This is a genomic window from Aliidiomarina sp. (assembly GCF_047920995.1).
Lineage (GTDB): Bacteria > Pseudomonadota > Gammaproteobacteria > Enterobacterales > Alteromonadaceae > Aliidiomarina.
The window spans coordinates 51,059-75,502 of sequence record NZ_JBLRWZ010000003.1; the positions used below are offsets into that span (position 1 = coordinate 51,059).

Genomic DNA, 24,444 nt, shown 5'->3' on the forward strand with positions numbered 1-24,444 from the left:
CCTTATTATTGTTTATTAGCTTCAATAAATGGTACCGCAGAGTTTGGTAGCATGGTGGTTGGTAACTTGCCATCCCACTGTTCCGCTTTTACCAATTCAACTAATAATGGGTTGTTGGCAAGCGCGGCGGCACGCTCCCGAATGGCTTCCGCTTCAGCGTTACCCCGTAAACGAATGCCGTCGGCTTCCGCTTGTGCTTGCGCACGCACCCGATCGGCCTCAGCAGCAGCGCGCGTACGCACAATATCGGCCTCAACACGCTCGCGCTCTAAGTTTTGCCGCTCACGCTCAACCGCAACTTCGGCGAGCATACGCTGCTCAACACTCTCTTCGTATGCCGCGCTGAAAGAAACATCTTCCACCTGCACGCCCAAAATGATCACTGGGCCCGTTACTGAATTTTGCACCGCGCTTGCCATCTCTGCATTCAACCGGCCACGCTCGCGAATAGAGGTTGCTGCATTGAACTGGCCTAACACGGTTTTCGCTTCTTCTAATACAATCCGTGTTACTTGGCGATCGATCAATGCCTGGCGGGTACCAAAATTACGATACACTTCATCTACTCGGCTACTATCAATTTGATAGCGCACAGAAATATTCATTACAGCGGGTTGCTGATCGTTACTATAGGCTTCCATACGCTGATACATTTCCACTTGCTCTTGCGTTGAAATCTTCCGTACCGCATCTACCAATGGAATTTTAAAGTGCAGGCCCGGCTCAGAAACCGAAACAACGCTACCGTAACGCACCACAACACCGCGCTCACCTTCATCTACAGTGTAAAAGCTGCCTACCGAAAGTAACAAAATGAAAACACCCACAATTATGCTTACCACAACACTTACATTCTTTTTCGCCGACATTTATTTAATTCCCTTATTTTTATTTCCAATAATTTCTACTGCTTTAATAACCCCTAAAACTACGAGTATTAGCACTACGGCTAGCCCAATCAGTGATAATCCAAAACCCATACTATTCTCCGTTGTAATTGTTATCAGCGGTTTTCCTTGCACCCATTATGGTTTGCATTTTACGCGAAACTCAACTTTTAAAACCTACCGTGATAGCACAAACCCTACTGCATCATATACCCGGCGAACGGTATCCGCAGCTACTTCACGGGCTTTTGCCGCACCTTTCGCCAGCACCGCATTCATCATGGCTTCATCGCTACGGATTGCATGGAAACGCTCTTGCATAGGCTCTAAGAACGCTACCACTGCATCTGCCACATCACCTTTCAAGTGGCCATACATTTTGCCTTCGTATTCTGGCACAAGTTCATCAATACTGCGCCCAGTGGCGCCTGATAACAATGTGAGTAAGTTAGAAACGCCTGGCTTCTCTTCTGGATTAAAGTAAATGCGAGCAAGCTCATCAGAATCGGTTACTGCGCGCTTTATTTTCTTCGCAATTTTCTTTGGTTCTTCCAACAAACCAATATAGTTATTGGCGTTATCATCAGATTTCGACATCTTTTTGGTTGGGTCTTGCAGGCTCATAATGCGCGCGCCGTGCTGGGGAATAAAAGGCTCAGGCACTTTAAACACATCGCCATAAATATTATTGAAACGGGTGGCAATATCGCGCGCTAATTCAAGGTGCTGCTTTTGATCGTTACCTACGGGCACTTCATGCGCGTTGTACAGCAAAATATCGGCGGCCATCAGCACTGGGTAGGTAAACAAACCTGCGTTCATGTTCGATTCTTGCTTCTGTGATTTATCTTTGTACTGGGTCATGCGGTTCAGCTCGCCCATTTGCGTGTAGCAATTCAAAATCCATGCAAGCTGGGAATGCTCTGGTACATGCGATTGTAAGAACAGGGTGCTGCGCTCGGGGTTTAAACCACATGCCATATACAAAGCAAGGCCATCAAGGGTTGCGTTACGCAATGCGTGCGGATCTTGGCGCACGGTAATGGCATGTAAATCAACCAGCATAAAGTGGCAATTGTGGCTATCTTGCATACTCACCCACTGCCGCAATGCTCCCATGTAATTACCAATGGTTAATTGTCCAGAAGGCTGGCATCCACTTAATACAACTGGCTTTAACATTATATTTTTACCTATTTATTGTTCGCTCTGGTGAAATTCTCGTTATAAATGAATTTCATTCATATTCATTGAGCACCAAGATGAATTTAGTTCATGTTGGCGATGTATCAATTGTTGTTTGGCTACTATTCGCACTTACTATGCGCGCTTACTGGCGGCAAGTTCAGCCCGCATTTTTTCAATTACTACAGCGTAATCGGGCTGGTTAAATATGGCGGAGCCAGCCACAAACATATCGGCGCCGGCATCGGCGATTGCTCGAATGTTATCTACTTTCACGCCACCATCTACCTCAAGCACAATATTACGCCCACTGGCATCAATACGCTCGCGCACTTGGCGTAATTTATCCAGTGTTGATGGAATAAAGCTCTGGCCACCAAAGCCTGGATTTACCGACATCAGCAAAATCATATCGATTTTATCCATCACATAATCTAAATAGTGTAATGGCGTGGCTGGATTAAACACTAACCCGGCTTTACAACCAGCATCTTTAATTAACTGCAAGGTGCGATCAATATGCACCGAAGCTTCCGGGTGGAAGGTAATCATACTGGCACCCGCATCGGCAAACTGCGGCACCAAAGAATCTACCGGTTGCACCATCAAATGCACATCAATAGGTGCGGTAACACCATGTTGGCGTAGCGCTTCACATACCATTGGCCCAATGGTTAAGTTGGGTACGAAATGATTATCCATCACATCGAAGTGCACTACATCGGCGCCTGCGGCAAGCACCGCATCTACCTCTTCGCCTAAACGGGCGAAATTGGCCGATAGAATAGATGGGGCAATGAGAAATTCTGCCATTTTCTGGTCCTTTAAGGTTGCTGCGCTTATTTTGGCCAATAGTTTAGCAATTGCAACGCGAAGGTTCACCTAAAAACGGTGATGGAAAATTTTAACATTTGCTGCTAAATTAAACGCCTTTAGTAATCTTGGTAAATAACATGTATCAAGGTTACTGAACTCGTGTGTTATTACGTTAGGTTGGCAATCAAGAAGTAACTATAAGCTAACTAATAAAACGTATGCAGTTTTCAACGAGTGCGTAGTAATAAATTAGTTAGCAAAGTTCGGGGAATTATATGTTTAAAGTATCGCTTTCTATTGCGGCAGTGATGTTTGTTGCCACAATGTTTGTGCAAGTGATCGGCTCGCGCCCCGCAACGGATTGCACGGTAACGATTAACTTACCGGGAGAAATACCTAAGTTGCAACAAGTACCTTGCTCAGGCAAGGCTAATTGGGCCGCTTGGGCAACAGGAAAAAGCCGTTCGCCACAGGTCCATTTTTTAGATTTGTTAGAGCTTATTTTTGGCCAACAGCAACAAAAAGACGCGCTGCATAGTAGTAATCGTAGTTTATTGTAAACTCAGTTAAGGAATTCACGCGTGCATAGTGCCAATACAGAAAAGAGTGCCAATACAGAAGGTAGTACTAATACAGAAAATAGTGTCAACACAGAACAGAAACAGCCAGAATCACGAAAACCTGGCTTGTTCACAGTAGTATTTAGTGTGTTAGCAGCGTTGTTTGGCGTGCAAACTGAAGCGAACCGTAAACGTGATTTTAGCTCCGGCAACCCACTGGTGTATATCATTGTGTTTGTGGTGCTACTAATACTGTTTGTGCTTACAATAGCCGGCATTGTTGGATTAGTGCTACGTTAAATCCTAAGTTCACAGAAACAAGCAACAGCCTACGAATCGATTAAAAAGCGCGAGCATTAGCTCGCGCTTTTCTGTTGTAGCAAAGCATATCGATTACGCGGCAATACCTGAGTGGCGCAATAATGGCGCGATATCTGGCTCACGCCCACGAAACGCTTTAAACAGCTCCATCGCATCTTTACTGCCGCCCATCTCCAAAATGTTCTCTAAAAATGCACGGCCAGTTTCTGCGTTAAAAATACCTTCTTCCTCAAACCGTGCATATGCATCGGCAGAAAGCACCTCTGCCCACTTATAGCTGTAATAACCTGCCGCATAGCCGCCCGCAAAGATATGTCCAAAGCTGTGCTGGAAACGGTTGTATGCTGGTGGTTTTACCACCGCAACGTGATCCCGCACACTATTCAACACAGCTTGCACATCTACATCTGCTGCCGCGTGAATTTGCATATCAAATAAAGAAAACTCGAGCTGCCGCACCATTTGCATGGCCGCTTGGAAATTACGTGCCGCTAACATACGATTTAACAGATCTTCTGGTAACGGCTCGCCTGTTTCATAATGGCCGGAAATAAAGGCTAGCGCTTCTGGTTCCCAGCACCAATTCTCTAAAAACTGGCTCGGTAATTCAACCGCATCCCAAGCTACGCCATTAATACCCGATACCCCGGCTACATCAATTTTGGTAAGCATATGATGCAAACCATGGCCAAATTCATGGAACAAGGTAATTACTTCATCATGCGTAAATAGCGCAGGTTTATCGCCTACCGGCTTATTAAAGTTACAAGTTAAATAAGCTAACGGTAGTTGTAGGTTGCCATCGGGTAAACGGCGGCGCACAGCGCAATCCGCCATCCAAGCGCCACCACGCTTTTTCGCGCGGGCATACAGATCTAAATAAAAGCCAGCACGCAACTCGCCTTGCTGATCTTTAATTGCAAAGTAGCGCACATGTTCGTGCCAGGTTTCGGCTTGCGCTTCTTCAATGCGGATGCCAAACAAACGCTCCGCCACGGTAAATAGCCCTTGCACCACATTTTGTTCAGGGAAATATGGCCGTAACTGTTCATCCGAAATTTCAAAGGCCTGCTGTTTTAGCTTTTCAGCATAGTATGGGATATCCCAGGCATTTAATTCGCCCACGCCATGCGTGTTGGCGGCGAATTCAGCAATCTCAGCAAACTCGGCTTGTGCTTGCGGCAATGAACGCTGGGCTAAATCTTCTAAAAAGCCCACTACTTGCTCGGGGCTTTCCGCCATTTTCGTGGCTAACGACATTTCAGCGAAACTCTTGAAGCCTAATAGCTCTGCTAATTCATGGCGTAACGCCAGTGTTTCATTAATCAACGCACTATTATCAAACTTATCGGCATCTGGGCCCTGCTCTGATGCTCGGGTTACATAAGCTTGATACATTTGCTTGCGCAGCTCGCCGCTATCCGCGTACATCATTACCGGCAAGTAACTCGGGATATCAAGAGTAAACACCCAACCGCTCAATTCCTTTTCTTCTGCTAGTTCTTTTGCCGCTGCTACAGCGCTTTCAGGAAGACCTGCCAGCTGCTCGGCCTCAGTTACATGAGCAAACCAGTGGTTAGTAGCATCAAGTACATTATTACTGAACTGCGAACCAAGTTGCGATAAACGGTTTTGAATATCGCCATAACGTTTTTTCTTTGCTGCTGGTAAGCCAACACCAGAAAGCTCAAAATCGCGGATAGTATCGGTAATTACCCGTTGCTGGGGGATGTTAAGCTCATTAAACCCGCTACTATCACGCAGTTGCTGATAAGCCTTAAACAAACCTTCGTGCTGGCCTACCCAAGTTGAGTACTCGGAAAGCATTTCTAAACAGCCATCATGGGCTTCACGCAGGGCATCATCGCTCATTACCGAGTTCAGGTGCGATACCGGCGACCATATTTTGGAAAGTTGATCATCGGCTTGCTCTAACGGCGCTACTACCGTAGCCCAAGTTAATGCCGCGGCCGCGCCCTCTTCTTTTGTAGCGATCTCATTGATTACTCGCTTACACTCGGCAATACCAGCTTCTACCGCCGGGCGAACATGCTCTGGCCGAATGGCGTGAAACGGCGGATGGGTAAACTCACCTAATAGTGGATTGTTCGAGGTATTGTTGTTTGGAATTGCTGTAGTTGAAACGCTCATGCAGATATCCTTGCGATTAATGCTTTAGCTAATAAGTGAGGCCTGCAACTGCCAATTTCAAGGGCGGTAAGCGCTAGAGTTACATAACCCTCATACTGGTATAGTTAATACTCACGCCAGCAGCAAAGAGTTCAAGTTAAAGTGCTGCTTTCGTTCGTTCGAATAGGGTTTATTCATACGAAAAAGCCGCTACAATCACACATGAATAACAATACTTATAAACTAAGAATGGACACTATCATGAAAACTTTTCAACACTTGGCGCTGGCCGCTAGTGCTGCGCTATTTTTAAGCGCTTGCGCGAGCGCCCCAGAAACGCCAATGCCGCGCGGGCAAAACAGCCCTATGCCGGCAGATACTACGTTTTCACTGGCAGATATATACGCGAGTAATACGTTTAGCGCAAAAAGCTTTCCTACCACGCGCTGGCTTGCCGATGGATCTGGCTACACTACCCTAGAAGCTGCAGATAACGGCGGCCGCGATATTGTTCGCTATCATCCAGAAACCGAGGAGCGCACCGTATTAGTATTTGCCGCCCAACTACAGCCAGAAGGTGCAGAAGAGCCGTTGCGTATTGCCAACTACGAATGGTCTGAAGATGGCCAACAGTTGCTCATTTTCACCAATACGAAACGTTCATGGCGTACTCACACCTTGGGCGATTATTGGGTGTTAGATCTGCATTCTGGCCGCCTTATACAACTTGGTGCCGATTTCCCCGAATCTACCCTGCAGTTTGCTAAGTTTGATCCCGCAGGTTCCCGTGTTGCTTATGTAATGCAAAACAACATCTATGTGCAAAACCTCGATAGCTTGGATATTACCCAGCTTACTCACGATGGCAGCAGCACCATTATTAATGGCACATTCGATTGGGTGAACGAAGAAGAATTTTCACTACGCGATGGCTTCCGCTGGTCTCCGAATGGTGAATACATTGCCTACTGGCAGCTAGATACAAGTGGCGTGCCAATGTTCACCATGATTGATAACGTAAGTGAACTCTACCCAACGCTTACTCAGTTCCCCTATCCAAAAGTAGGTGAAACCAATTCCGAACTTCGGGTGGGTACTATTGCTGCAACGGGCGGTGATACTACCTGGGTAAACCTACCGGGCGATCCGCGCCAGCATTATATTGTGCGCATGGAATGGGCTGGCAATAGTGATGAGCTGATGGTTCAACACATGAACCGAGCGCAAAACAATATGCAGTTTTGGTTAGCCGAACGCGCAACGGGCAACGCAACATCGCTGATTACCGAGCAAAGCAACGCTTGGGTTGAGCAAGTAGATGATGTGCGCTTTTTCCGTAACGGCCAAAGCTTTCTGTGGCAGAGCGAACGTTCTGGCTACCGGCACTTATATCGTTATGATCGCGATGGCGATGGGCTAACGCCACTTACATCGGGCGAGTACGATATTTGGCAAATGTTAGAAATTGTTGCTGATGAGCAAGGCAATGGTTATGCCTGGTTTATTGCCTCACCCGAGAACCCTCTACAACGCTATTTGTATCGAGTTAATCTAAATGGCATCAGCCCAGCAGAGCGCATTACTCCGCAAGATTGGCCTGGTTATCATGGCTATACGGTATCTCGGGATGGTCGATTTGCCTTGCACACTGTTACCCGCATGGGCGTACCTTCCGAAACACGGATGATACGTTTACCTGATCACAGTGTAATTAACGAGCTGGAGATGAATACCGAACTAAAAGAAATTTTGGCAGAAAAGCTTACTGCTGATGTGGAGTTCTTCCAGGTACCGGCGCGAGATGGCCTTATGCTTGATGGCTACATTAAACGCCCTGCGAACTTCGATCCAACGCAAAAATATCCACTTATTATGTACATTTATGGCGAACCGTGGGGCCAAACCGTTGCCGATCGTTGGTTAGGGCAAACGCACCTATGGCACGATTACATGACCCAGTTGGGCTATGTAGTGGTTTCCATCGATAACCGCGGCACACGCTCGCCACGAGGGCAGGAATGGCGCCATTCGATTTATATGCAGCTTGGTATTATCACTGTGCAAGATCAGGCGGATGCGCTTGATGCATTGCTTGCGCGTTGGGATTGGATTGATGGCGAGCGGGTAGGCATGTGGGGCCACAGCGGTGGCGGTTCCCAAACCTTAAATGCACTATTCCGCCACCCAGATAAATTTCACTCGGGCATAGCTTTGGCACCAGTGCCAGATTTGCGCCTGTACGATACGATTTATCAAGAGCGCTATTCAGGATTACTGCCAGAAGCTGCTGAAAGCTATGCAGAAACCTCGGCGGTTACCCATGCTGCTAAGCTACAAGGTAGCTTGCTGTTAGTACATGGCACTGCCGATGACAACGTACATTATCAAGGTAGTGAGCGCTTACAAGATGAATTAATTAAGCATCAGAAGCAGTTCCGCTTTATGGCTTATCCGAATCGTACGCATGGTATTCGTGAAGGTGAAGGCACGAGCTTGCACTTACGCACTATGATGACCGAGTTCTTCTGGGAAACTGTGCCAGTAAACGCGCAGTAACATAACCTCAAACATACTAGCGAAAGCAGTTCCGCTTTCGCTAGTATTCTCTATCGAATTCAGGCCCTTCAATCAGCACGTAATCAACTAAATCCCGTTCAATAGCTTCGGCTAAATCGTTATCCAAGTATTGTTTCACTTCAGCAAACGGAGCTTTTAAGCCAGTAATACCATAGGCCCGATTACGCCCATGCACTTTACCAATGTAAAGCGCCATGTCGGCAATCTGTAGGGCTTTCTCCCAATTCAACTCAGCTTCATTAACATCCGCAAACGGTAGGCTAATAAAACCAGCTGTGGCAGATACAGGAATAATTTGGCCTTCAAACTCAATTGGTGTTTCAGCGATAATGGTTAGCACCCGCTCAGTAAGCTCTGGCAGCTTCTCTGGGTTCATATTATTCAGGAAAATAAGAAACTCTTCACCACCCCAGCGCACCACCATATCCGTTGCGCGAGATACAGCTAACAACCGCTCACTAAGCACCTTCAACACCGCATCACCGGCAGCATGGCCTAAGTTATCGTTAATCCGTTTAAAATAATCTACATCGAGCAGAATTAACGCATCAGGATATGCATTTTTCGTGGCTCTGCGCTCGGTGGGTGAACGCTTCGCCATTTTTTCTTGAATCGCACGCCGATTCAGCAATGCGGTAAGCGGATCTCGCAGTGAATGAAACTCGAGTTGCTTATTCGCCACTTTTAGTTTTGAATTCGCTTTGCGAGCAGCACGATACATAATAACCACGAGTATCAAACCAAATATCACTACAATGCCAAACAAAATAAATATCTGGGTTTGTAGTTTTTTATTCTCTATTACCCGTTCTTGCAAAGCATTGCGCTGCTCAAGCAACTGTATTTGTTGCAGCTGATCTTGCGCCTCATAGCGAGTTTGTAGTTCAGCAAGGCTCTGTTCGCGATCATTGCTAAATATTTCAGCGCGCAAATCACGCTGTTCAATTAATGCTTCCGCTTGCTGTTGATACAGCTCTGCTCGCGCGTAAGCGCGGGCCAAGTAATCGAGTAAATCAGCTTTCTCCGAGGGCGAGTAAGTTTCTACTAACTGTGCGTAGCTTGCTTCAACAAGCTCAATACCACGCTCGATTTCACCTTGAAATACATCAATATAACCAAGGTTAAAATGCAGCAAGTAAGCCATTGGGTTTTGCGTTTCACCTTCAATATCAAGATAGCTAAGCGCCTCGCGTAAAATTACTCGCGCTTCATCGTAACGCTCCATTTGAATATAGGTGCTGCCAATATTGTTCTTACTAACTAACGCAACATCTTCATCGCCTAATCGCTTGCTCCATTCAATCGCACGATGATGGGTAACAATAGAATCCTCCAGCAAATCCATTTGTGCCTCAACATAACCTTGCTGCAGCAACAAACCGGGAATACTGTCATTTAATTCGATACGAATTGCATCAGCAACGTTGCGCTTCACCATGGCTAGCGCTTCATCGTAATTTCTTAAATCGGCATGAATCGTTACAATATCGCGCGTTAACGATATGCGCCGCAGTTCTGTGCGATCATCATTAGTTTCTGAGAGAGCCTCGAGAGCTGCAACACCACGCTCCAAAGCGCGCTCATATTGGCTATTCGCTCGAAAAATCCCCACCATCACACTGTTGGCGTAGTAACGAATACGCGGGTTGGTGGCATTTTCGAGCGATTCAATCAGTTGCTCAGCAATGATCAAGGCCTTCGCGGTTTCCCGATTAAACCAATGTAACGCTACTAAATTCGCCTGCACTTCAGATATCACATCAGGGTAAGGGTACAGTTCAGTAAAAGTATTCATGCCAGCAACAATAGCAATAGCACCTTCAATGTTGCCTTGTTCTGCACGTTCGAATGCTTGATAGGTGCGAGCACGCACATAAGTAGAGGGATGCTTATCAGGGTTGATGCTAGCGAGTATATCGGTTAATTCGGCAGTGGCTAGCTCTTTATCGTTCATCCTCAGGTAAGCATCTAAGCGCAGCTCTAACGCTGGTTCGGTAATATCTGCATCAGCAAAGGCATTAGCTGGAAAGGTGAAAAGCTTGGTAGCAAACAGAACGAATAGAACACAAACGAACGCGCGAACAAGCGCATTCGGTAAAGATTTGTTGGTAGCGCTGGTTAGTTGAACGCCGAGTATCGGTGGAGAAGCTTTACATTGAAGCAACTTTTTTTATTCTCTTTTTAACCGTTATAATACTACAGATATGTTACCGCATTATTTCCAAGTTGGCGATTAAATATCCAAAAAACATACAAAAATACCCCTTAATAAACTGTGTTATTGTTACTTTACACCTCTTCATTTGAGCTCTGGCACTGCAGTAAGATTTAGTACATTATTAATGAATTAGACTAAACAACCCCGCCGCATGCTTGTATAGATGTTGTTTTAAGAAGGAGCTATTCCATAATGGAACACGTTTTATCTACATTGCAGCAAGTATTCAGTATGCAAACATTGCCCGAATGGGCGGTGCTATTAGTTGCAATATTAATAGGCATGATTACTCGCCGGCGGTTAATTCAAAAACTCGGTGATCGCGGCAGCCAAAGTAAAGGTTTGCGCCAGTTCGCTATTCGTTCCATAGAACGCCTAGCATGGCCGATGAGCATGCTTCTTGTGGTATGGCTCGGCCAAATTGCTTTGGCAAGCTTGCAAACCACCCCGATTCTCGATGTCGCCGTGGCCTTATTGTTCTCATTTGCAGCAATTCGATTTATCGTTTACTTTCTGCGAAAGAGTATTAAAGGTGGACCTTTACTGAAGGCCTCGGAAAGCTTTATTGCGGCAACGATTTGGATAATCGTTGGCATGCATTTACTCGGTGTTCTACCGCAAGCCATGGCCGCTTTAGATTCTGTTGGCACAAATATTGGCGATTTCCGGCTCTCAGTACTTTCCGGTTTGAAGTTGCTCGTACTTATTCTAATCGCGCTTACAATTTCTGGTTGGATTACCCACTTAATTGAATCACGCTTAGCTGAAACTAAGGCGCTTAATGCCAGCACTCGCGTAGGGCTTATCAAGTTTATTAAATTTGCCGTGGTTACTATTGCCGTTGTGATTGTACTGAGCTCAGTTGGCTTTGATCTATCTACATTTGCTGTATTCGGAGGAGCCCTCGGGGTTGGTTTAGGTTTCGGTTTGCAACGTATTGCCGCAAACTTTATCAGCGGATTTATTGTGATTATGGATCGCTCAATCAAACCTGGCGATGTTGTAACTATTGGTACCGAGTTTGGTTGGGTAAAGGAGCTAAAAGCACGCTACATTGTGCTCCGTAATCGTTCTGGTGTAGATACGCTGATTCCAAATGAAAACCTCATCACCTCCAATGTAATAAACTGGAGCTATTCCGATCGTGAAGTACGGATGACGGTTAACGTTGATATTAGTTACGATAACGATCCAGAACAGGCAATTGAGTTAATGCTACCTTGCGCATTTGCTTCCGAAAGAGTGCTACAAACTCCTGTACCAAACGCTTGGCTTACTGATTTTGGTGATAACGGCATTACTTTAGAGCTACGCTTCTGGATTTCCGACCCCGAGAATGGTTTCGAGAGTGTACGCTCCGCTATACGCATGGCAATTTGGAAAACCTTCAAAGAACACGGAATTACGATTCCATACCCGCAACGCGATCTGCATTTAAAAAGTGTATCGCCCGAAGTACTTGAGCAGTTGCAGGCACAGCGGTAGAATTCAGCGCACATTTTGCCAATTATTTACTGAGCGTGGCTGCGTCAAGCAGCGCTCAACCAACTTAAACGGAAGCATGTTATGGGCCGCGCCTATCAAAACCGAAAAGAATCAATTGCTAAAACAGCCACTGCCAAAAGTAAGGTGTACAGCAAGTATGGCCGGGAAATCTATGTAGTGGCGAAATCTGGTGGCACCGATCCCGATGCCAACTTATCACTACGCGGGCTTATTGATCGCGCTCGTAAAGATCAAGTTCCTGCCCACGTAATTGCCAATGCACTGGAAAAAGCTAGTGGCGTTGGTGGTGAAGATTATGTACCGGCACGTTATGAAGGGTTTGGCCCGGGTAACTGTATGGTGATTGTTGAGTGCCTTACCGATAATGCTAACCGCACTATTGGTGATGTACGCAACTGCTTTACCAAAAGTAAAGCAAAGCTTGGTGCTCCAGGTTCGGTTTCTCACATGTTTGATCACTGCGCTATTTTCGGTTTTGCAGGCGATGATGAAGATAGTGTGCTCGAGGCACTCATGGAAGCCGATGTAGATGTTACTGATGTAGAGTGTGAAAATGGCAATATTACTGTGTTTGCACCGCACACCGAGTACGCAAAAACCAAGCAAGCCTTATTAGATGCGTTTTCGGATATCGAGTTTGCAATTGATGAAATTCAATTTGTTCCGCAAACATCAATGGAAATACCAGCAGACGATTTACCGATGATGGAGCGCCTACTCACCATGCTGGAAGATTGCGATGACGTACAGCAGGTTTACCATAACGCGGTGTTCTGAGTTAATGCTCAGTATCTAGTGAATAAAAAAGCGCCGACCGGCGCTTTTTTATTCTCAATTGACATTATGGCCGCGGCCCAAAAATCGTTTCGAACTGTTCTGGCCGAGGCATACCACGAATCATCTGCACGTGATTATTTTCATCGCGAAAGTAAGTAACAGGCGTTGAACTCAAATTCAGTTCGCGCATAATACGATGGTTTTCACGGATAACCGGCTCGCCGATTCTTACAAAGCGCGGTATCGCTTCAATACCACCGCGGTTGCGGCGCGAAACATGCTCCGCTAACGCCGCGGCAGGATCCGGTGAACCCATAATTGCGGCTGCCTGCGTTGGGCTTTCCTCACGAATAATACCTACCATTAAATGGCGTAACTGCACTTTACCCGCAGCTATCCAAGGCTCTGCAGCCTCACGAAAACGATGGCAGTAAGGGCAGTTCGGGTCTGTCATGGTGTAAATAATACGTGGCGCATCAGGGTTACCGTCTTGCAGCAATGTAGCTCTTGCAAACTGTGCCCAAGCGTTCTCTAATGAAGGGCCGGTAACTAATTCGTACAATGGTTCTGCAGCGATATCATCGCCTGCTAAGTTCACCAAATTGCCGATCATTACGTGTTCGCCATCGGCCGTTAAATAAAGCGATATGGCGCGGCCTTGAAACTCTGCAGCATAGCCTTGCAAACCACTTGGCGCGGCAAACTTACCTACTATGGTTAAGCCTTGATCGGCTAACATTTGAATCGGGCCTGGTAACTCTTCAGCCACTGCGCTTTGCAGCCCTAAACCTAAAAAAATTGCTAACGCAGTTCGCTTCACGTACTTCATTTACTACTCCATGATCATTTGCGAAAAGCCGAGTTTAGATGTGCCGTAAGAAATCCCGCGCTACTTGATGGCCAGCTCGCCCAGCATCATCAATAAGCTTTTTGCCACGCGCTTGTTGTTCGGCATTATTGGTTTCAGTTACAAGCCGCATACCATGCCACACCATTACATCTAAATCACCTTTTGCAATTAAGTATTCGGCCCATTCAACTTGGGCTTCGTTAATTGCCAGATAGCGCTGGGCTAATACATTGCCGTTTCGAGCAGCGCGCTCATACCAATACAGCGCGGTAGGTAGGCGTTCCGCTGCTGCAGGCTCATGCTCCAACCAGTATTGCGTTAAGCCACCTAAGCGCATTTGCTGTTCAGTAACACCAGCATTGGCAAGCTGCAGCGAATTATTGAAGCCTTGTTGAATATCTGCAATCAATTCTTCTTCATTTTGTGGGTTCAGCGTGTAATTAAAACGTAGGGTTTGAATAGTAACGGATTCATTCGGCTCAAAACGCCAGCGTGGTGCTACTTGATTGAATGCACGAACATGCCGGCGATCGGCATTATTTAGTGGCTGCGCGGCCATAATACGGCCCCGCGAATCAATTCCGAGAATTAAATCCATCCAACCATGATTGCCTTCTTGAATATGCTGTTCAGGAAACTCTGGTGGCGCTCTGCGCGTAGCTTCTCGGCTTATAGGCTCACCCACAAAGCGCTCATTACGAAACGAAATCTGCAGTGCTTGCAGATATTCCGCGCTCTGTTGCTCTGCTTGCGCTAACTCTTCGGCGGATACATGTGGTTCTATTTGCGCAATCACATCTGCCGCGCTTCGTGCCCCCCATTCATGAGCTGTTTTCAATAGCGCTAACGAACCTACAGGATCATAATCTACGCCCAACTCTTGAATTTTCATCATGCCCATTAAGTAGGCCGCATCGCCACTGCCCAACGGCAACAAGGTTGCGAATACAGCAAACGCTTCAGCGTGTTTCTCATCTTGCATTAACGCTAAGCCAGTGGTGAAGTTTTGTGCTTCATTAGCTTGGGTCTGCATAAATGCACCAGCCGTTGGTGGCGCGAGCATAATAGGTAGGGTTAGCGATGCTACTAGTAACGCACGAAGCATAAGTTTCATAATCGAAGTTCCTGTTGTTCGTTGAAAGGCTTTATTATTGTTATTGTTGCTCAATTGTTACGCAATTATTTGCCTTATACAATAACCTAATTAAGCCACTTCTTGAATAGTGAACAAGGCTGCTAAATCATATTTAGTGCGCGCTTTGTCGCATGCGAAAAAAAAGGGCGCGAGTTACGCGCCCTATGCAAGGTAAAAGGTAATTGCTTGGGCGGCTACCGTAAGGTAACGAATTCCTCTGCAGAAGTTGGATGCAGTGCAACCGTGGCATCAAAATCCGCTTTGGTAGCGCCCATTTTAATAGCCACAGCAAAGCCTTGTAATATTTCATCCATGCCTTCACCAATACCGTGTAAGCCTACTACTTTTTCGTTTTCGCCCGCGCAAATGAGTTTAAAGTTGCTCAATTCGCGATATGGTGTAATAGCGTTATACATTGCCGCAAAGCTAGATCTATAAATTTTCACATTAGCTTTACCATATTGCTCAATGGCATCCATTTCACTCAAACCTAGGGTGCCGATGGGTGGATGGCTAAATACAATGGTAGGAATCAGGCTGTAATCCATGTGCGCATCAGGCATATCTTTGTTAAACAAACGCTCGGCGAGTAACCGGCCTGCTTTAATGGCTACCGGGGTAAGTTGCGCTTCACCGGTAATATCGCCAACGGCATAAACGCCCTGTACATTTGTGTTCTGATATTTATCGGTGCGAATAAAGCCTTGCTTATCGGTTGTTACACCCGCGTTTTCCAAGCCAATTTTATCCGTTGCCGGCTCTCGCCCTACCGCCCAAATTAAGCAATCAACATCGGTGATTTTCTCGTTATCCAAAGTAGTAATGGTGAGTAAGCCTTGGCTATCTTTTTCTACCATTTTAACTTCGGAAAACTGATGCACTGTTGGCCCATGGCGTTTAATAAGCTCCATGAGCGTATCAATAATATCGCGATCAAAATAACGTAATGGCCTATCTTGGCGCACTAATAAATGGGTTTCCGTACCGAGCGCATGCAGCACGCCAGCAATCTCTATAGCGATGTAGCCAGCGCCCACTATCACTGCTTTTTTCGGCTGCTCGGTTAAGGCAAAGAAACCATCGGAATCGATACCGTGCTCAGCACCTGGCACAGGAGGGATTGTGGGGCGCCCACCTACCGCAATGGTGATGTGGTTGGCTGTAATACGCTCACCATTTACTTCTACTTCATTCGGGCCCACGAACTTGGCAAAACCTTCTATAAACTCTACATTGTTGCTTTCAAAACCACGCTGATAAGCGCCATGAATACGCTCAATATAAGCCTCGCGGTTTGCTACCAAGCGGCCCCAATCAAAACCATTCTGCTGCAAATTGAAGCCATAGGCTTCGCTATACTTCACTGCTTCAGCAATGTGAGCGCCGTACCACATTACTTTTTTAGGAACGCAACCAACATTCACACAGGTGCCCCCTACCGCTTTAGCCTCGATCACTGCCGCTTTCGCGCCTAGAGTTGCTGCACGGTTTGCCGAAGCAATTCCGCCACTTCCAGCACCAATGCTTAAATAATCAAAATGCTTACTCATTCCACGTTCCCTATACATCTGGTTACTTAAATTTAATCAATTACGCAGTATATCATGGGTTACTGCAACTTTTTTCGGTTACAAAAAGGTAAATTCGATTAACGTAATCTAGACCTTATGTCTACATTAGGGCAATCTAGAGCACTACATCGAACGAGGAAATCCGGTGCGCAACAACTTCAGTATAACAAGGAATGTAACATTTATAGCGGTGAGCCTAGCTGGGCTCACCGCCAGTGCTGTAGTGTGCGATACCAGTTGGGCGCAGGAAAAGGATGTACAACTTCCCTTAGAAGTTCTTGGTAAACCAAGGCCTGTAGAGGTAGAAGAAGAAAAAACCGAACTAGAGCTGACTTGGCTAGATTCATTTCAATCAGGGGTGGAAACCTCTGTAGATAATACGGCACGCTGGATTGATACATTCTTTGGTGATAGCCGCAGCTTCGAGGATAGTTACGATAGCCACGGTAGGCTAACAGTGGGGCCAGAATGGAGCCAGTATGATGGCTGGAAAGTACGCTCTAGTTTTCGCGCCCAATTCACTCTTCCTAACACTCAAGAACGCTTTTCCGCAATAATTGGCCGCGCCAATGTAGACGATTACTCAATTGGCGATACTAGCGGCAGGCGTGGGTCTGTAATTGGTACTGATCGCGGAGATCGGGAATGGGTAGTAGGTTTAGGCTTTAATCCGAGCCAAGGAGAAACCAACCGCTTTTCCGTTAGTGCAGGTATTCGCGGCGGGCTGCGTTTTGATCTGTACACTCATGCCCAGTACCTTTATCAGTATCGTATCGATGAAAGTAAGCAAGTTCGTACTCGCTCGAGCTTGTTCTGGCGGGCGAGTGATGGCTTTGGCGTGAATCAACGCTTAGATCTAGAAACTAGCCCAAGCCCAAAATGGTTAAATCGCTTTTCCATTGACGGTACCCGAGCTGAACGCACCGAGGGCATTCGTTGGCGCAGCAGTTTCGCCACTTATCATGTATATACAAAAGAAAAAGCAGTAGCAGGAGAAATTTGGTACGAAGGTGAAAGCAAACGTGCCGTTCCGTTGCGCGAATGGGGGCTGCGCGCAATACACCGGCGCAACTTTGTCCGCGAATGGATGTATTTAGAAGCTTGGGGCGGGCTGCATTGGCCGCGCGAAGAATTAATTGAACGGCGCGAAGCGCGCTGGATTTTGGGTATTGAGTTAGAGATGTGGTACGGCGGATAGCGCCGTATGCTTAACTACCGTATAAAAAAACGGCACTCTGAGCACCGTTTTCATGGTTATTATCGTATTCTCACGCAGTGCTTAATTAGTGAAATCCGATACATCTAATTCTTCATCTAAACGTATTTCGCGATTTGCGCGATCCCGTAACAATTGAATGGTGCCATCAATACCGTTTTGGCGTAATGATGCTTCCACTTCTGACCGCTGAGCGTTTAACATGCTCACACCTTCAGCCACTAAATCAAACGCCATCCAAGGGGCTTGCGGATTACGACGCTGCAATTGGAAATCCAACCGCACTGGTGGCCGACCACCTTCTTCTACCAACTGTGCACGAACGGTTACGCGGCGCTCATTTTCATAATTACCTTGGCGGCCAAAAATAATTTTATGCTTAGTTTCATCGTACTGGGTAAATACACGAGCATAGGTAGTAACTAGATACTCACGAAATACTTCAATAAACTCTTGCTGTTGTTCCGAGCTTAAACGCTGAAAGTTTCTGCCTAGTACTTGGCGAGCAGCAAACTGGTAGTCAGAATGGGGCATTAATTCTTGCGCCATAATATCGCGCAAATAGCCCGGGTTCTGTTCAATTGAAGAACGCTCTTCACCAATGCGCACTGTCATACGTTCAGCGATTTGCTCAAGCATTTTAAATGGATTGCTGGTATCAATTTCCTCAGCATGAACGTTGCCGAACCCAAGGGTTAAGCCAATCGTTACTGCAACAAACCATGTTGTTAATTTTTTCATGTGATACTCCTAATTCACAAAACTCTTACTAAGACATCGCTAACTACAAAAAGTTACGCGGCCTACGCCGCTAATGCAAAGAAGAACCCAGCGATGCAAGCACTCATCAAGTTAGCAAGTGTAGCAGCTAACAATGCGCGCATACCCATAGTTGCAATATCTTTACGTCGGCTTGGCGCCATACCGCCTAAGCCACCAAGTAAAATCGCGATCGATGAGAAATTCGCAAAACCGCACAGCATAAAGGTAATAATTACCTGGCTTTGCATGCTCATATCATCTTTGAAGTTGGCGAAATCCAAGTACGCCACAAATTCATTAATTACTAATTTTTGACCAATAAAGCTGCCTGCAATCTGCGCTTCGTCCCATGGGATACCCATAATGAATGCCAATGGCTGAAATATATAACCAAAAATCAGCTGCATGGTTAATTCTTCTTGGCCAACGAAACCACCGAAAAAGCCCAGTAAACCATTAATCAATGCGATTAAGGCTACGAACGCCAATAACATTGCACCTACGTTTAATGCTAGTTGCATACCGCTTGATGCGCCAGCAGCAGCTGCATCAATTACATTTGCACGGCGTTCTTCTGTGGGCACATGGCTTAAATCATTATTCGGCTCTTCCGTTTCCGGCACTAAAATTTTCGCCATCAACAGTGCGCCTGGCGCCGCCATAAAAGATGCGGCAATAAGATATTTCAGTTCAATCCCTAAACCCGCATAACCCGCCAGCACTGAACCAGCAATAGATGCCAAGCCACCAACCATTACGGCAAAAAGCTCTGAGCGGGTCATATTAGGAATAAAAGGGCGAACTACGAGTGGTGCCTCAGTTTGGCCAACAAAAATGTTGGCAGCTGCCGACATTGATTCTGGCCGGCTCGTGCCAAGCAACTTCTGCAAAGCACCCCCAATAAAGTGAATTACTTTGGTCATTACGCCTAAGTGATACAACACAGCAATTAATGAAGAGAAAAACACGATCACGCTAAGTACGTGAATAGCAAAAATAAAGCCTTGTGAATAGTTACCCAGATCACCGAACAAGAAAGTAATACCTGCACCGGCGTAATCAATTATGCTGGCAACACCAAATGCTATGCCGCCCAGTAAATCTTGCCCCAACGGCACATATAGTACGAACGCACCTAGCCCAGCTTGCAAAGCAAAAGCAAGTACAATGGTACGCCAACGAATACTTTTACGGGCAGTTGAGAATGCAAACGCAACTAACAACAATACCGCCATTCCTACGAGGCTAATCATCCTGTTTTCCTTTCTTATTCTGCTAAAAGTTGCCGGATTTTAGTTTTAATTATATCAATGGCAATTTCGTTCTGGCCGCCTCGCGTTACCACCAAATCAGCAAACTGTTTTGAGGGCGCGATAAACTCGAAAAACGCTGGGCGCACATAGTGTTCATATTGCTCGGTAATTGAAGCAAGCGAACGGCCACGCATTTCAATATCCCGATTAATACGGCGAAGTAAACAGATATCCAATGGCGTATCCATAAATACGGAAATATCAAACTGTTCGCGTAACTTGGCATCGCATAACAATAAAATACCTTCCACCAAAATCACTCGAGCCGGGGTAACCGGAATCGTGACGCTCACGCGAGTATGCTCTTTGTAGGAATACTGCGGCATGGCGATTGCCTCGCCATTGCGCAGTTGCTTCATATGTTCGGCTAATAATTCATGCTCAAAAGCACTCGGATGATCATAGTTCGTTAGCACTCGTTGCTCGAGTGATAAATGGCTTTGATCCCGATAATAAGCATCTTCTGAAAGCACTGAAATCCGCTCTCCACCCAGCTCAGCCACAAGCTCTTGATATACCGTTGAAGCGAACAAGCTTTTGCCTGAAGCCGAAGGCCCAGCAATCGCGATAATCGTTGTTTTTCCCACAAGAAGCCCTATTTTACATCTGTGATTGTGCAACAGCTGCGCATTATCCCGAATTACTGCGAATTTATAAACATGTAATTCGGTAAATCAACGCAAATCGCCCACCGATCGCGAAATTTTCGCACCTAATTGGCTGTTCTACTCGAATCCCCATGGCGCAGGAGGCAATGCAATTGTTGTAGTTAAATCAAAATCAATGCGCCATGTCCACTCACCATCTGCCATAGTGCCATAGCTATAACGCTTACCTGGCACAACTTCAATGCGCCAGCCCAACACCTCACCAGCATCTCCTGTGCGTTCGGTATAAATAAACATTTGTTGCTCAGCAGTTCCGCTATCTACTGTTGCACCGCCATAAAACGTATGTTCTGAATGAGAGCCATCTGGTTCGCGGTGATCATGATTAATGGTTAGGTGATCGCCGGCTAAAGAATAAATCCAGGTACGGGAACGATCCCAAGTGTTCGTGGCCGGCTGCTCAATGTGGAATGGTGCTTTAATTTCCGTTTCCGAACACTCGCGAAAATGCACGGTTAGTGCTTCATCACCTTCGAGTAAATCTTGCCCCGGCCGTTCCACAATACGCTCACCTGCATAAGCATTGCCACACAAGCTATGCAGAGCATTAAAAAAGGCCACGTGCGGCGCTTCCGTTGGCGCTGCTTGTTCTGCTGAACAGCCGCTAATTGCGATCACTACTGCAGCAGCTAGCGCGCCCCGAAGTACACGCGCTCCACCTACACTATGTTGTTGTACTTTTTGTGGTAATTTTTGTTGTAATTCTTGTTGTACATAAGGCTGCATTAGAAACCCCGTTATTGTGTGTTTAATATCTCAGCAAACTGCCATAGTTATTGCGCTACTGTACCTAACTCTCGCGTTTATTTCATGCTATCTTCGGAAGTTCAGTGTAGTAAACGTAGAGCTGAGGGCGCGGCCAGCATGAATAAAGCAAATAAAACTGAATTAGAAACCACCTCTAACGCGAGTGAGAAACTCGGGCTTGGTGAGTTGCGTGAACGCATAGAAAACATCGATCAACGCATTCTACAAGCCCTAGCGGAACGCCGCGATATAGTACTTGCAGTAGCAAAAAGCAAAGCACAGCAAGAAGGGGCTGTTCGTGATACTGAGCGCGAAGCCTCATTATTATTAAAATTAATGGCCATAGGCCGCGAGCTAGGCCTTGATGCCGGCTATTTAACCCGCCTATACCACATTATTATCGAAGATTCGGTGCTTACTCAACAAGCATGGATGCAGCAAAGCAATAATACCGGCTCACTTGCCATTGCCCACTTAGGCACAGCCGGTAGCTACTCGCACTTAGCTGCACAAGGATACGCTAATCGGCGCCAATGCTTAATGCAGGGCATGTCTTGTGAAACCTTTAATGATGTGTTGAAGGCCGTTGAAGATGGCAATACCACTTTAGGTATTTTACCGATCGAGAACTCCACTTCCGGCTCAATTAATGAAGTATACGATTTACTGCGCCATACTCACTTGCACATTGTGGCGGAAACCTATCTGTCTGTAGAGCACCAGATTTTAGTTCGCAAAGGTATGGAATCTGCCGATTTACGCACTATTTATGGCCATCCACAAGCCATAGCACAATGTTCTCGCTATTTAAGCCACTTAACCAACGTGAAAGTTCTTTCTTGCCCCTCATCGGCGCATGCAATGGAGCTCGTTGCGGCCAGCGGCGAACCTGGTGTTGCGGCATTAGGTTCGCAAAGTGGTGGTGCCCTATTCGATTTAGTGGCGATTGCCAATAATCTTGCCGATCAGCCGGGCAACCAAACGCGTTTTATTGTTATTCAACGCGAACCTTGCCATGTACCCCAGCAACTGCCAGCGCGCACGAGCTTAATTATGGCAACTCACAATCAACCCGGCGCGCTTGCTGATGCATTGATTACCTTGCGCCAGCACGAATTGAACTTAATTAAGCTGGAATCGCGGCCGATGCCTGGCAACCCTTGGGAAGAGCTTTTCTATGTTGATTTGGCAGTGCATGAGCAAAGCCCACAGTGGCGTGCCGCACTGCAAGAACTAAAAGCCATTACCCGCTTTGTTAAGGTGCTCGGTTGTTATGCCGATGAGCGCGTAAAAGCCACCCATGTAGCCGCACCTTCAGCATAATCATTTGCATTGAAAAACTAGGAACACCTATGAACGTTACATTGTTAAATAATTTGGTAATCCCCAAGCTATTATTCGCCACACTGAGTATTGCGGTGCTTGCCGGCTGTACGGGTGAGCAATCTTCTGAACTAGCCACAACAGCCAGTTGTGATGGCAACGTAACGCCTTTTCAGCAATTAAGTGAAGGGCAAAACGTAGTTGTAAGTGGCGTGGTACAGGGTATTTTCCATGGTGAACAACAACTTGGTGGCTTCTTTATTCAAGGCGAAGATGGTGCTGCCTTCGTAGCCGATGCCGGAGAGCTAGCCTCAGTTGCAGAAGGCCAAGAGCTACAAGTAACGGGTAGCGTAAGCAGCTACTACGGTGGTTGGCAGCTCAGCGATTTAAGTAATATCGCCAACTGTGGCACTAGTGAGATACCCAAAGTATCCATCAGCTTACCGCTAACAGGCAATGAATCACTTGATGATCTCATCCATCATCGCGTGCAACTAAGCCAAGATATGCTGGTAATTGGCCACTACCAGCTGGCTCGTTTTGGCACCCTCGATATTGCTACAGAACGGCTTTATACACCAACACAAGTAGTACAACCCGGGCCAGATGTGCCGGTTCGTTCGGCTTATAATAATGCCCGCAGGTTAGTGCTCGACGATGGCTCATGGGTGGAGAATCCTGAACACATTCCCTACCCAACAGGCGGCTTGAGTATGGATAATCCGGTGCGTAGCGGGGATACCGTGCGCAATATCGAAGGTATACTGGTGCGTGTGGGCAGCAACTACCACATTCATCCGGTAACTACTCCTGAATTTATAGCCACCAATCCGCGTCCAGAGGTTCCGGAACTGCCAGCAGGCGATGTGCGCATTGTTGCGTTCAATGTATTGAACTATTTTAATGGCGATGGCCAAGGTGCTGGTTTCCCTACCCCGCGCGGCGCTGCAACAGCAGAAGAGTTTGCGCGCCAACGCGCAAAAACCATCGCCACGATGATAGCGCTTGATGCTGATATTTATGCCCTGATGGAAATGGAAAATGATGGCTTCGATAATAACAGTGCCCTAGCTGATTTAACCCGCGGGTTGAATGCAGCGGTAACCGGCACCCCATATAGCTATATCTCTGCCGATGCACCGGGTATCGGCGGCGACGCAATTACTCAGGCGATTGTATATCGTAGCGATCGCGTAACTGCCGAAGGCACAGCAACCTGGACCAGCGCAGGGCCCTTTAGTTGGGGTAGCAGACCACCGCTATTGCAAAATTTCCGCATTAACAACAGCGGCAAAGAAATCGCCGTGGTGGCCAACCATTTCAAATCAAAAGGTGGCTGCCCGCGTGATCGCGATGATGTGAATGCCAACCAAAATGATGGTCAAGCGTGTTGGAATGTATTGCGCACCGAAACGGCGCAAGAGTTAGCAAACTGGCTTGCCGATAACCCGAAAGAATTAAGCCATTCGAACTACGTGGTGCTAGGTGATTTTAATGCTTACAAGATGGAAGACCCTCTCGCGGTGCTAGAGGCCGCTGGCTACCCTAACTTAGCCAAGCACTTTGATTCAGAAGCAGCTTCGTATGTGTTTCGTGGTGAAATGGGCAGCCTCGATCATATTCTTGTGCACGAATCCATTTGGGATGCAGTACAAGGTATGGCACATTGGCACATTAATGCCGATGAGCCGGTTGCTTTTGAGTATCCGTTAAACGGGAAAACAGAGTGGCAGCAAGAGCATTTTTATGCCCCAACACCATTTCGCTCTTCAGATCATGACCCAATCATCGTGGTTATTGATTCAGCGCAACTGCATTGAAAAAAGCGAATGTTATGATTAATGCAAACAAGAGCCACGCTATGCGTGGCTCTTCTCTTTCT

General features: G+C 46.6%; 20 protein-coding genes. 8 read left to right on the forward strand and 12 right to left on the reverse strand.

The features are described from left to right. Positions 1 to 5: 5 nt before the first annotated feature. From ACNA7P_RS01485 to rpe, 3 genes are all read right to left on the reverse strand, one after another. The gene (locus ACNA7P_RS01485; RefSeq protein ID WP_416256827.1) at positions 6 to 869 is read right to left on the reverse strand and encodes a prohibitin family protein; all 864 of its coding nucleotides are present in this window, start codon (positions 867 to 869) and stop codon (positions 6 to 8) included. Between the two features lie 195 nt (positions 870 to 1,064). Beyond that, positions 1,065 to 2,069: a tryptophan--tRNA ligase gene (trpS, locus tag ACNA7P_RS01490; protein WP_416256828.1), complete on the reverse strand. Its 1,005-nt coding sequence runs from the start codon at positions 2,067 to 2,069 to the stop codon at positions 1,065 to 1,067. A gap of 138 nt (positions 2,070 to 2,207) precedes the next feature. Then, complete coding sequence (gene rpe, locus ACNA7P_RS01495) at positions 2,208 to 2,885, reverse strand: ribulose-phosphate 3-epimerase (RefSeq protein ID WP_416256829.1); 678 nt, start codon at positions 2,883 to 2,885, stop codon at positions 2,208 to 2,210. A gap of 278 nt (positions 2,886 to 3,163) precedes the next feature. On the opposite strand from rpe, the gene ACNA7P_RS01500 reads away from it, so the two are divergent. Next, positions 3,164 to 3,448, forward strand: a complete 285-nt coding sequence (locus tag ACNA7P_RS01500) for a hypothetical protein (RefSeq protein ID WP_416256830.1) — start codon at positions 3,164 to 3,166, stop codon at positions 3,446 to 3,448. A gap of 21 nt (positions 3,449 to 3,469) precedes the next feature. Next, positions 3,470 to 3,748, forward strand: a complete 279-nt coding sequence (locus ACNA7P_RS01505; protein WP_416256831.1) for a DUF2970 domain-containing protein — start codon at positions 3,470 to 3,472, stop codon at positions 3,746 to 3,748. A gap of 93 nt (positions 3,749 to 3,841) precedes the next feature. On the opposite strand, the gene prlC is transcribed toward ACNA7P_RS01505, so the two are convergent. Then, complete coding sequence (prlC, locus tag ACNA7P_RS01510; protein ID WP_416256832.1) at positions 3,842 to 5,920, reverse strand: oligopeptidase A; 2,079 nt, start codon at positions 5,918 to 5,920, stop codon at positions 3,842 to 3,844. A gap of 240 nt (positions 5,921 to 6,160) precedes the next feature. Here prlC and ACNA7P_RS01515 point away from each other — a divergent pair, with 240 nt between their 5' ends. After that, the gene (locus ACNA7P_RS01515) at positions 6,161 to 8,455 is read left to right on the forward strand and encodes a S9 family peptidase (protein ID WP_416256833.1); all 2,295 of its coding nucleotides are present in this window, start codon (positions 6,161 to 6,163) and stop codon (positions 8,453 to 8,455) included. Positions 8,456 to 8,495: 40 nt separating this feature from the next. Here ACNA7P_RS01515 and ACNA7P_RS01520 read toward each other — a convergent pair whose 3' ends face one another. Further along, a complete protein-coding gene (locus ACNA7P_RS01520; RefSeq protein WP_416256834.1) occupies positions 8,496 to 10,640 on the reverse strand; it encodes a diguanylate cyclase domain-containing protein in 2,145 nt (714 codons plus the stop codon). A 246-nt stretch (positions 10,641 to 10,886) separates the two neighbouring features. Between ACNA7P_RS01520 and ACNA7P_RS01525 the strand changes: the two genes are divergently transcribed. Next, positions 10,887 to 12,179, forward strand: coding sequence for a mechanosensitive ion channel family protein (locus ACNA7P_RS01525; RefSeq protein ID WP_416256835.1), 1,293 nt, complete (start codon positions 10,887 to 10,889; stop codon positions 12,177 to 12,179). Positions 12,180 to 12,260: 81 nt separating this feature from the next. Further along, complete coding sequence (locus ACNA7P_RS01530; protein WP_416256836.1) at positions 12,261 to 12,977, forward strand: YebC/PmpR family DNA-binding transcriptional regulator; 717 nt, start codon at positions 12,261 to 12,263, stop codon at positions 12,975 to 12,977. A gap of 64 nt (positions 12,978 to 13,041) precedes the next feature. Here ACNA7P_RS01530 and dsbG read toward each other — a convergent pair whose 3' ends face one another. The 3 genes from dsbG to gorA form a co-directional block, all read right to left on the reverse strand. Further along, the gene (gene dsbG / locus ACNA7P_RS01535) at positions 13,042 to 13,806 is read right to left on the reverse strand and encodes a thiol:disulfide interchange protein DsbG (protein ID WP_416256837.1); all 765 of its coding nucleotides are present in this window, start codon (positions 13,804 to 13,806) and stop codon (positions 13,042 to 13,044) included. A gap of 34 nt (positions 13,807 to 13,840) precedes the next feature. Beyond that, positions 13,841 to 14,941 carry a hypothetical protein gene (locus ACNA7P_RS01540; RefSeq protein ID WP_416256838.1) on the reverse strand — a complete coding sequence of 367 codons (1,101 nt, stop codon included), beginning with the start codon at positions 14,939 to 14,941 and terminating at the stop codon, positions 13,841 to 13,843. Between the two features lie 215 nt (positions 14,942 to 15,156). After that, positions 15,157 to 16,512, reverse strand: a complete 1,356-nt coding sequence (gene gorA, locus ACNA7P_RS01545) for a glutathione-disulfide reductase (protein ID WP_416256839.1) — start codon at positions 16,510 to 16,512, stop codon at positions 15,157 to 15,159. A gap of 166 nt (positions 16,513 to 16,678) precedes the next feature. Here gorA and ACNA7P_RS01550 point away from each other — a divergent pair, with 166 nt between their 5' ends. Further along, positions 16,679 to 17,731 carry a hypothetical protein gene (locus tag ACNA7P_RS01550; protein WP_416256840.1) on the forward strand — a complete coding sequence of 351 codons (1,053 nt, stop codon included), beginning with the start codon at positions 16,679 to 16,681 and terminating at the stop codon, positions 17,729 to 17,731. Positions 17,732 to 17,812: 81 nt separating this feature from the next. Here ACNA7P_RS01550 and ACNA7P_RS01555 read toward each other — a convergent pair whose 3' ends face one another. The 4 genes from ACNA7P_RS01555 to ACNA7P_RS01570 form a co-directional block, all read right to left on the reverse strand. Beyond that, a complete protein-coding gene (locus ACNA7P_RS01555) occupies positions 17,813 to 18,490 on the reverse strand; it encodes an MlaC/ttg2D family ABC transporter substrate-binding protein (protein ID WP_416256841.1) in 678 nt (225 codons plus the stop codon). 62 nt (positions 18,491 to 18,552) lie between these two features. After that, positions 18,553 to 19,764: a NupC/NupG family nucleoside CNT transporter gene (locus ACNA7P_RS01560; protein WP_416256842.1), complete on the reverse strand. Its 1,212-nt coding sequence runs from the start codon at positions 19,762 to 19,764 to the stop codon at positions 18,553 to 18,555. A gap of 14 nt (positions 19,765 to 19,778) precedes the next feature. Continuing rightward, on the reverse strand, positions 19,779 to 20,411 hold the full coding sequence (gene udk / locus ACNA7P_RS01565; RefSeq protein ID WP_416256843.1) for a uridine kinase: 633 nt from the start codon (positions 20,409 to 20,411) through the stop codon (positions 19,779 to 19,781). A gap of 138 nt (positions 20,412 to 20,549) precedes the next feature. After that, the gene (locus tag ACNA7P_RS01570; protein WP_416256844.1) at positions 20,550 to 21,218 is read right to left on the reverse strand and encodes a hypothetical protein; all 669 of its coding nucleotides are present in this window, start codon (positions 21,216 to 21,218) and stop codon (positions 20,550 to 20,552) included. Positions 21,219 to 21,356: 138 nt separating this feature from the next. Here ACNA7P_RS01570 and pheA point away from each other — a divergent pair, with 138 nt between their 5' ends. Both pheA and ACNA7P_RS01580 read left to right on the forward strand, forming a co-directional pair. After that, positions 21,357 to 22,562, forward strand: a complete 1,206-nt coding sequence (pheA, locus tag ACNA7P_RS01575) for a prephenate dehydratase (RefSeq protein ID WP_416256845.1) — start codon at positions 21,357 to 21,359, stop codon at positions 22,560 to 22,562. A gap of 29 nt (positions 22,563 to 22,591) precedes the next feature. Further along, positions 22,592 to 24,382 (forward strand): ExeM/NucH family extracellular endonuclease, encoded by a 1,791-nt coding sequence (locus ACNA7P_RS01580; RefSeq protein ID WP_416256846.1) that lies wholly within the window; start codon positions 22,592 to 22,594, stop codon positions 24,380 to 24,382. The last annotated feature ends 62 nt before the right edge of the window (positions 24,383 to 24,444 follow it).

Coding starts and splice junctions, on each gene's coding strand:
- ACNA7P_RS01570 (WP_416256844.1), bottom strand. CDS start 21,218: ATGCAGCCTTATGTACAACAAGAATTACAACAAAAATTACCACAAAAA.
- pheA (WP_416256845.1), top strand. CDS start 21,357: ATGAATAAAGCAAATAAAACTGAATTAGAAACCACCTCTAACGCGAGT.
- trpS (WP_416256828.1), bottom strand. CDS start 2,069: ATGTTAAAGCCAGTTGTATTAAGTGGATGCCAGCCTTCTGGACAATTA.
- rpe (WP_416256829.1), bottom strand. CDS start 2,885: ATGGCAGAATTTCTCATTGCCCCATCTATTCTATCGGCCAATTTCGCC.
- ACNA7P_RS01485 (WP_416256827.1), bottom strand. CDS start 869: ATGTCGGCGAAAAAGAATGTAAGTGTTGTGGTAAGCATAATTGTGGGT.
- ACNA7P_RS01560 (WP_416256842.1), bottom strand. CDS start 19,764: ATGATTAGCCTCGTAGGAATGGCGGTATTGTTGTTAGTTGCGTTTGCA.
- dsbG (WP_416256837.1), bottom strand. CDS start 13,806: ATGAAGTACGTGAAGCGAACTGCGTTAGCAATTTTTTTAGGTTTAGGG.
- ACNA7P_RS01525 (WP_416256835.1), top strand. CDS start 10,887: ATGGAACACGTTTTATCTACATTGCAGCAAGTATTCAGTATGCAAACA.
- ACNA7P_RS01530 (WP_416256836.1), top strand. CDS start 12,261: ATGGGCCGCGCCTATCAAAACCGAAAAGAATCAATTGCTAAAACAGCC.
- ACNA7P_RS01515 (WP_416256833.1), top strand. CDS start 6,161: ATGAAAACTTTTCAACACTTGGCGCTGGCCGCTAGTGCTGCGCTATTT.
- ACNA7P_RS01580 (WP_416256846.1), top strand. CDS start 22,592: ATGAACGTTACATTGTTAAATAATTTGGTAATCCCCAAGCTATTATTC.
- prlC (WP_416256832.1), bottom strand. CDS start 5,920: ATGAGCGTTTCAACTACAGCAATTCCAAACAACAATACCTCGAACAAT.
- gorA (WP_416256839.1), bottom strand. CDS start 16,512: ATGAGTAAGCATTTTGATTATTTAAGCATTGGTGCTGGAAGTGGCGGA.
- ACNA7P_RS01500 (WP_416256830.1), top strand. CDS start 3,164: ATGTTTAAAGTATCGCTTTCTATTGCGGCAGTGATGTTTGTTGCCACA.
- ACNA7P_RS01540 (WP_416256838.1), bottom strand. CDS start 14,941: ATGAAACTTATGCTTCGTGCGTTACTAGTAGCATCGCTAACCCTACCT.
- ACNA7P_RS01555 (WP_416256841.1), bottom strand. CDS start 18,490: ATGAAAAAATTAACAACATGGTTTGTTGCAGTAACGATTGGCTTAACC.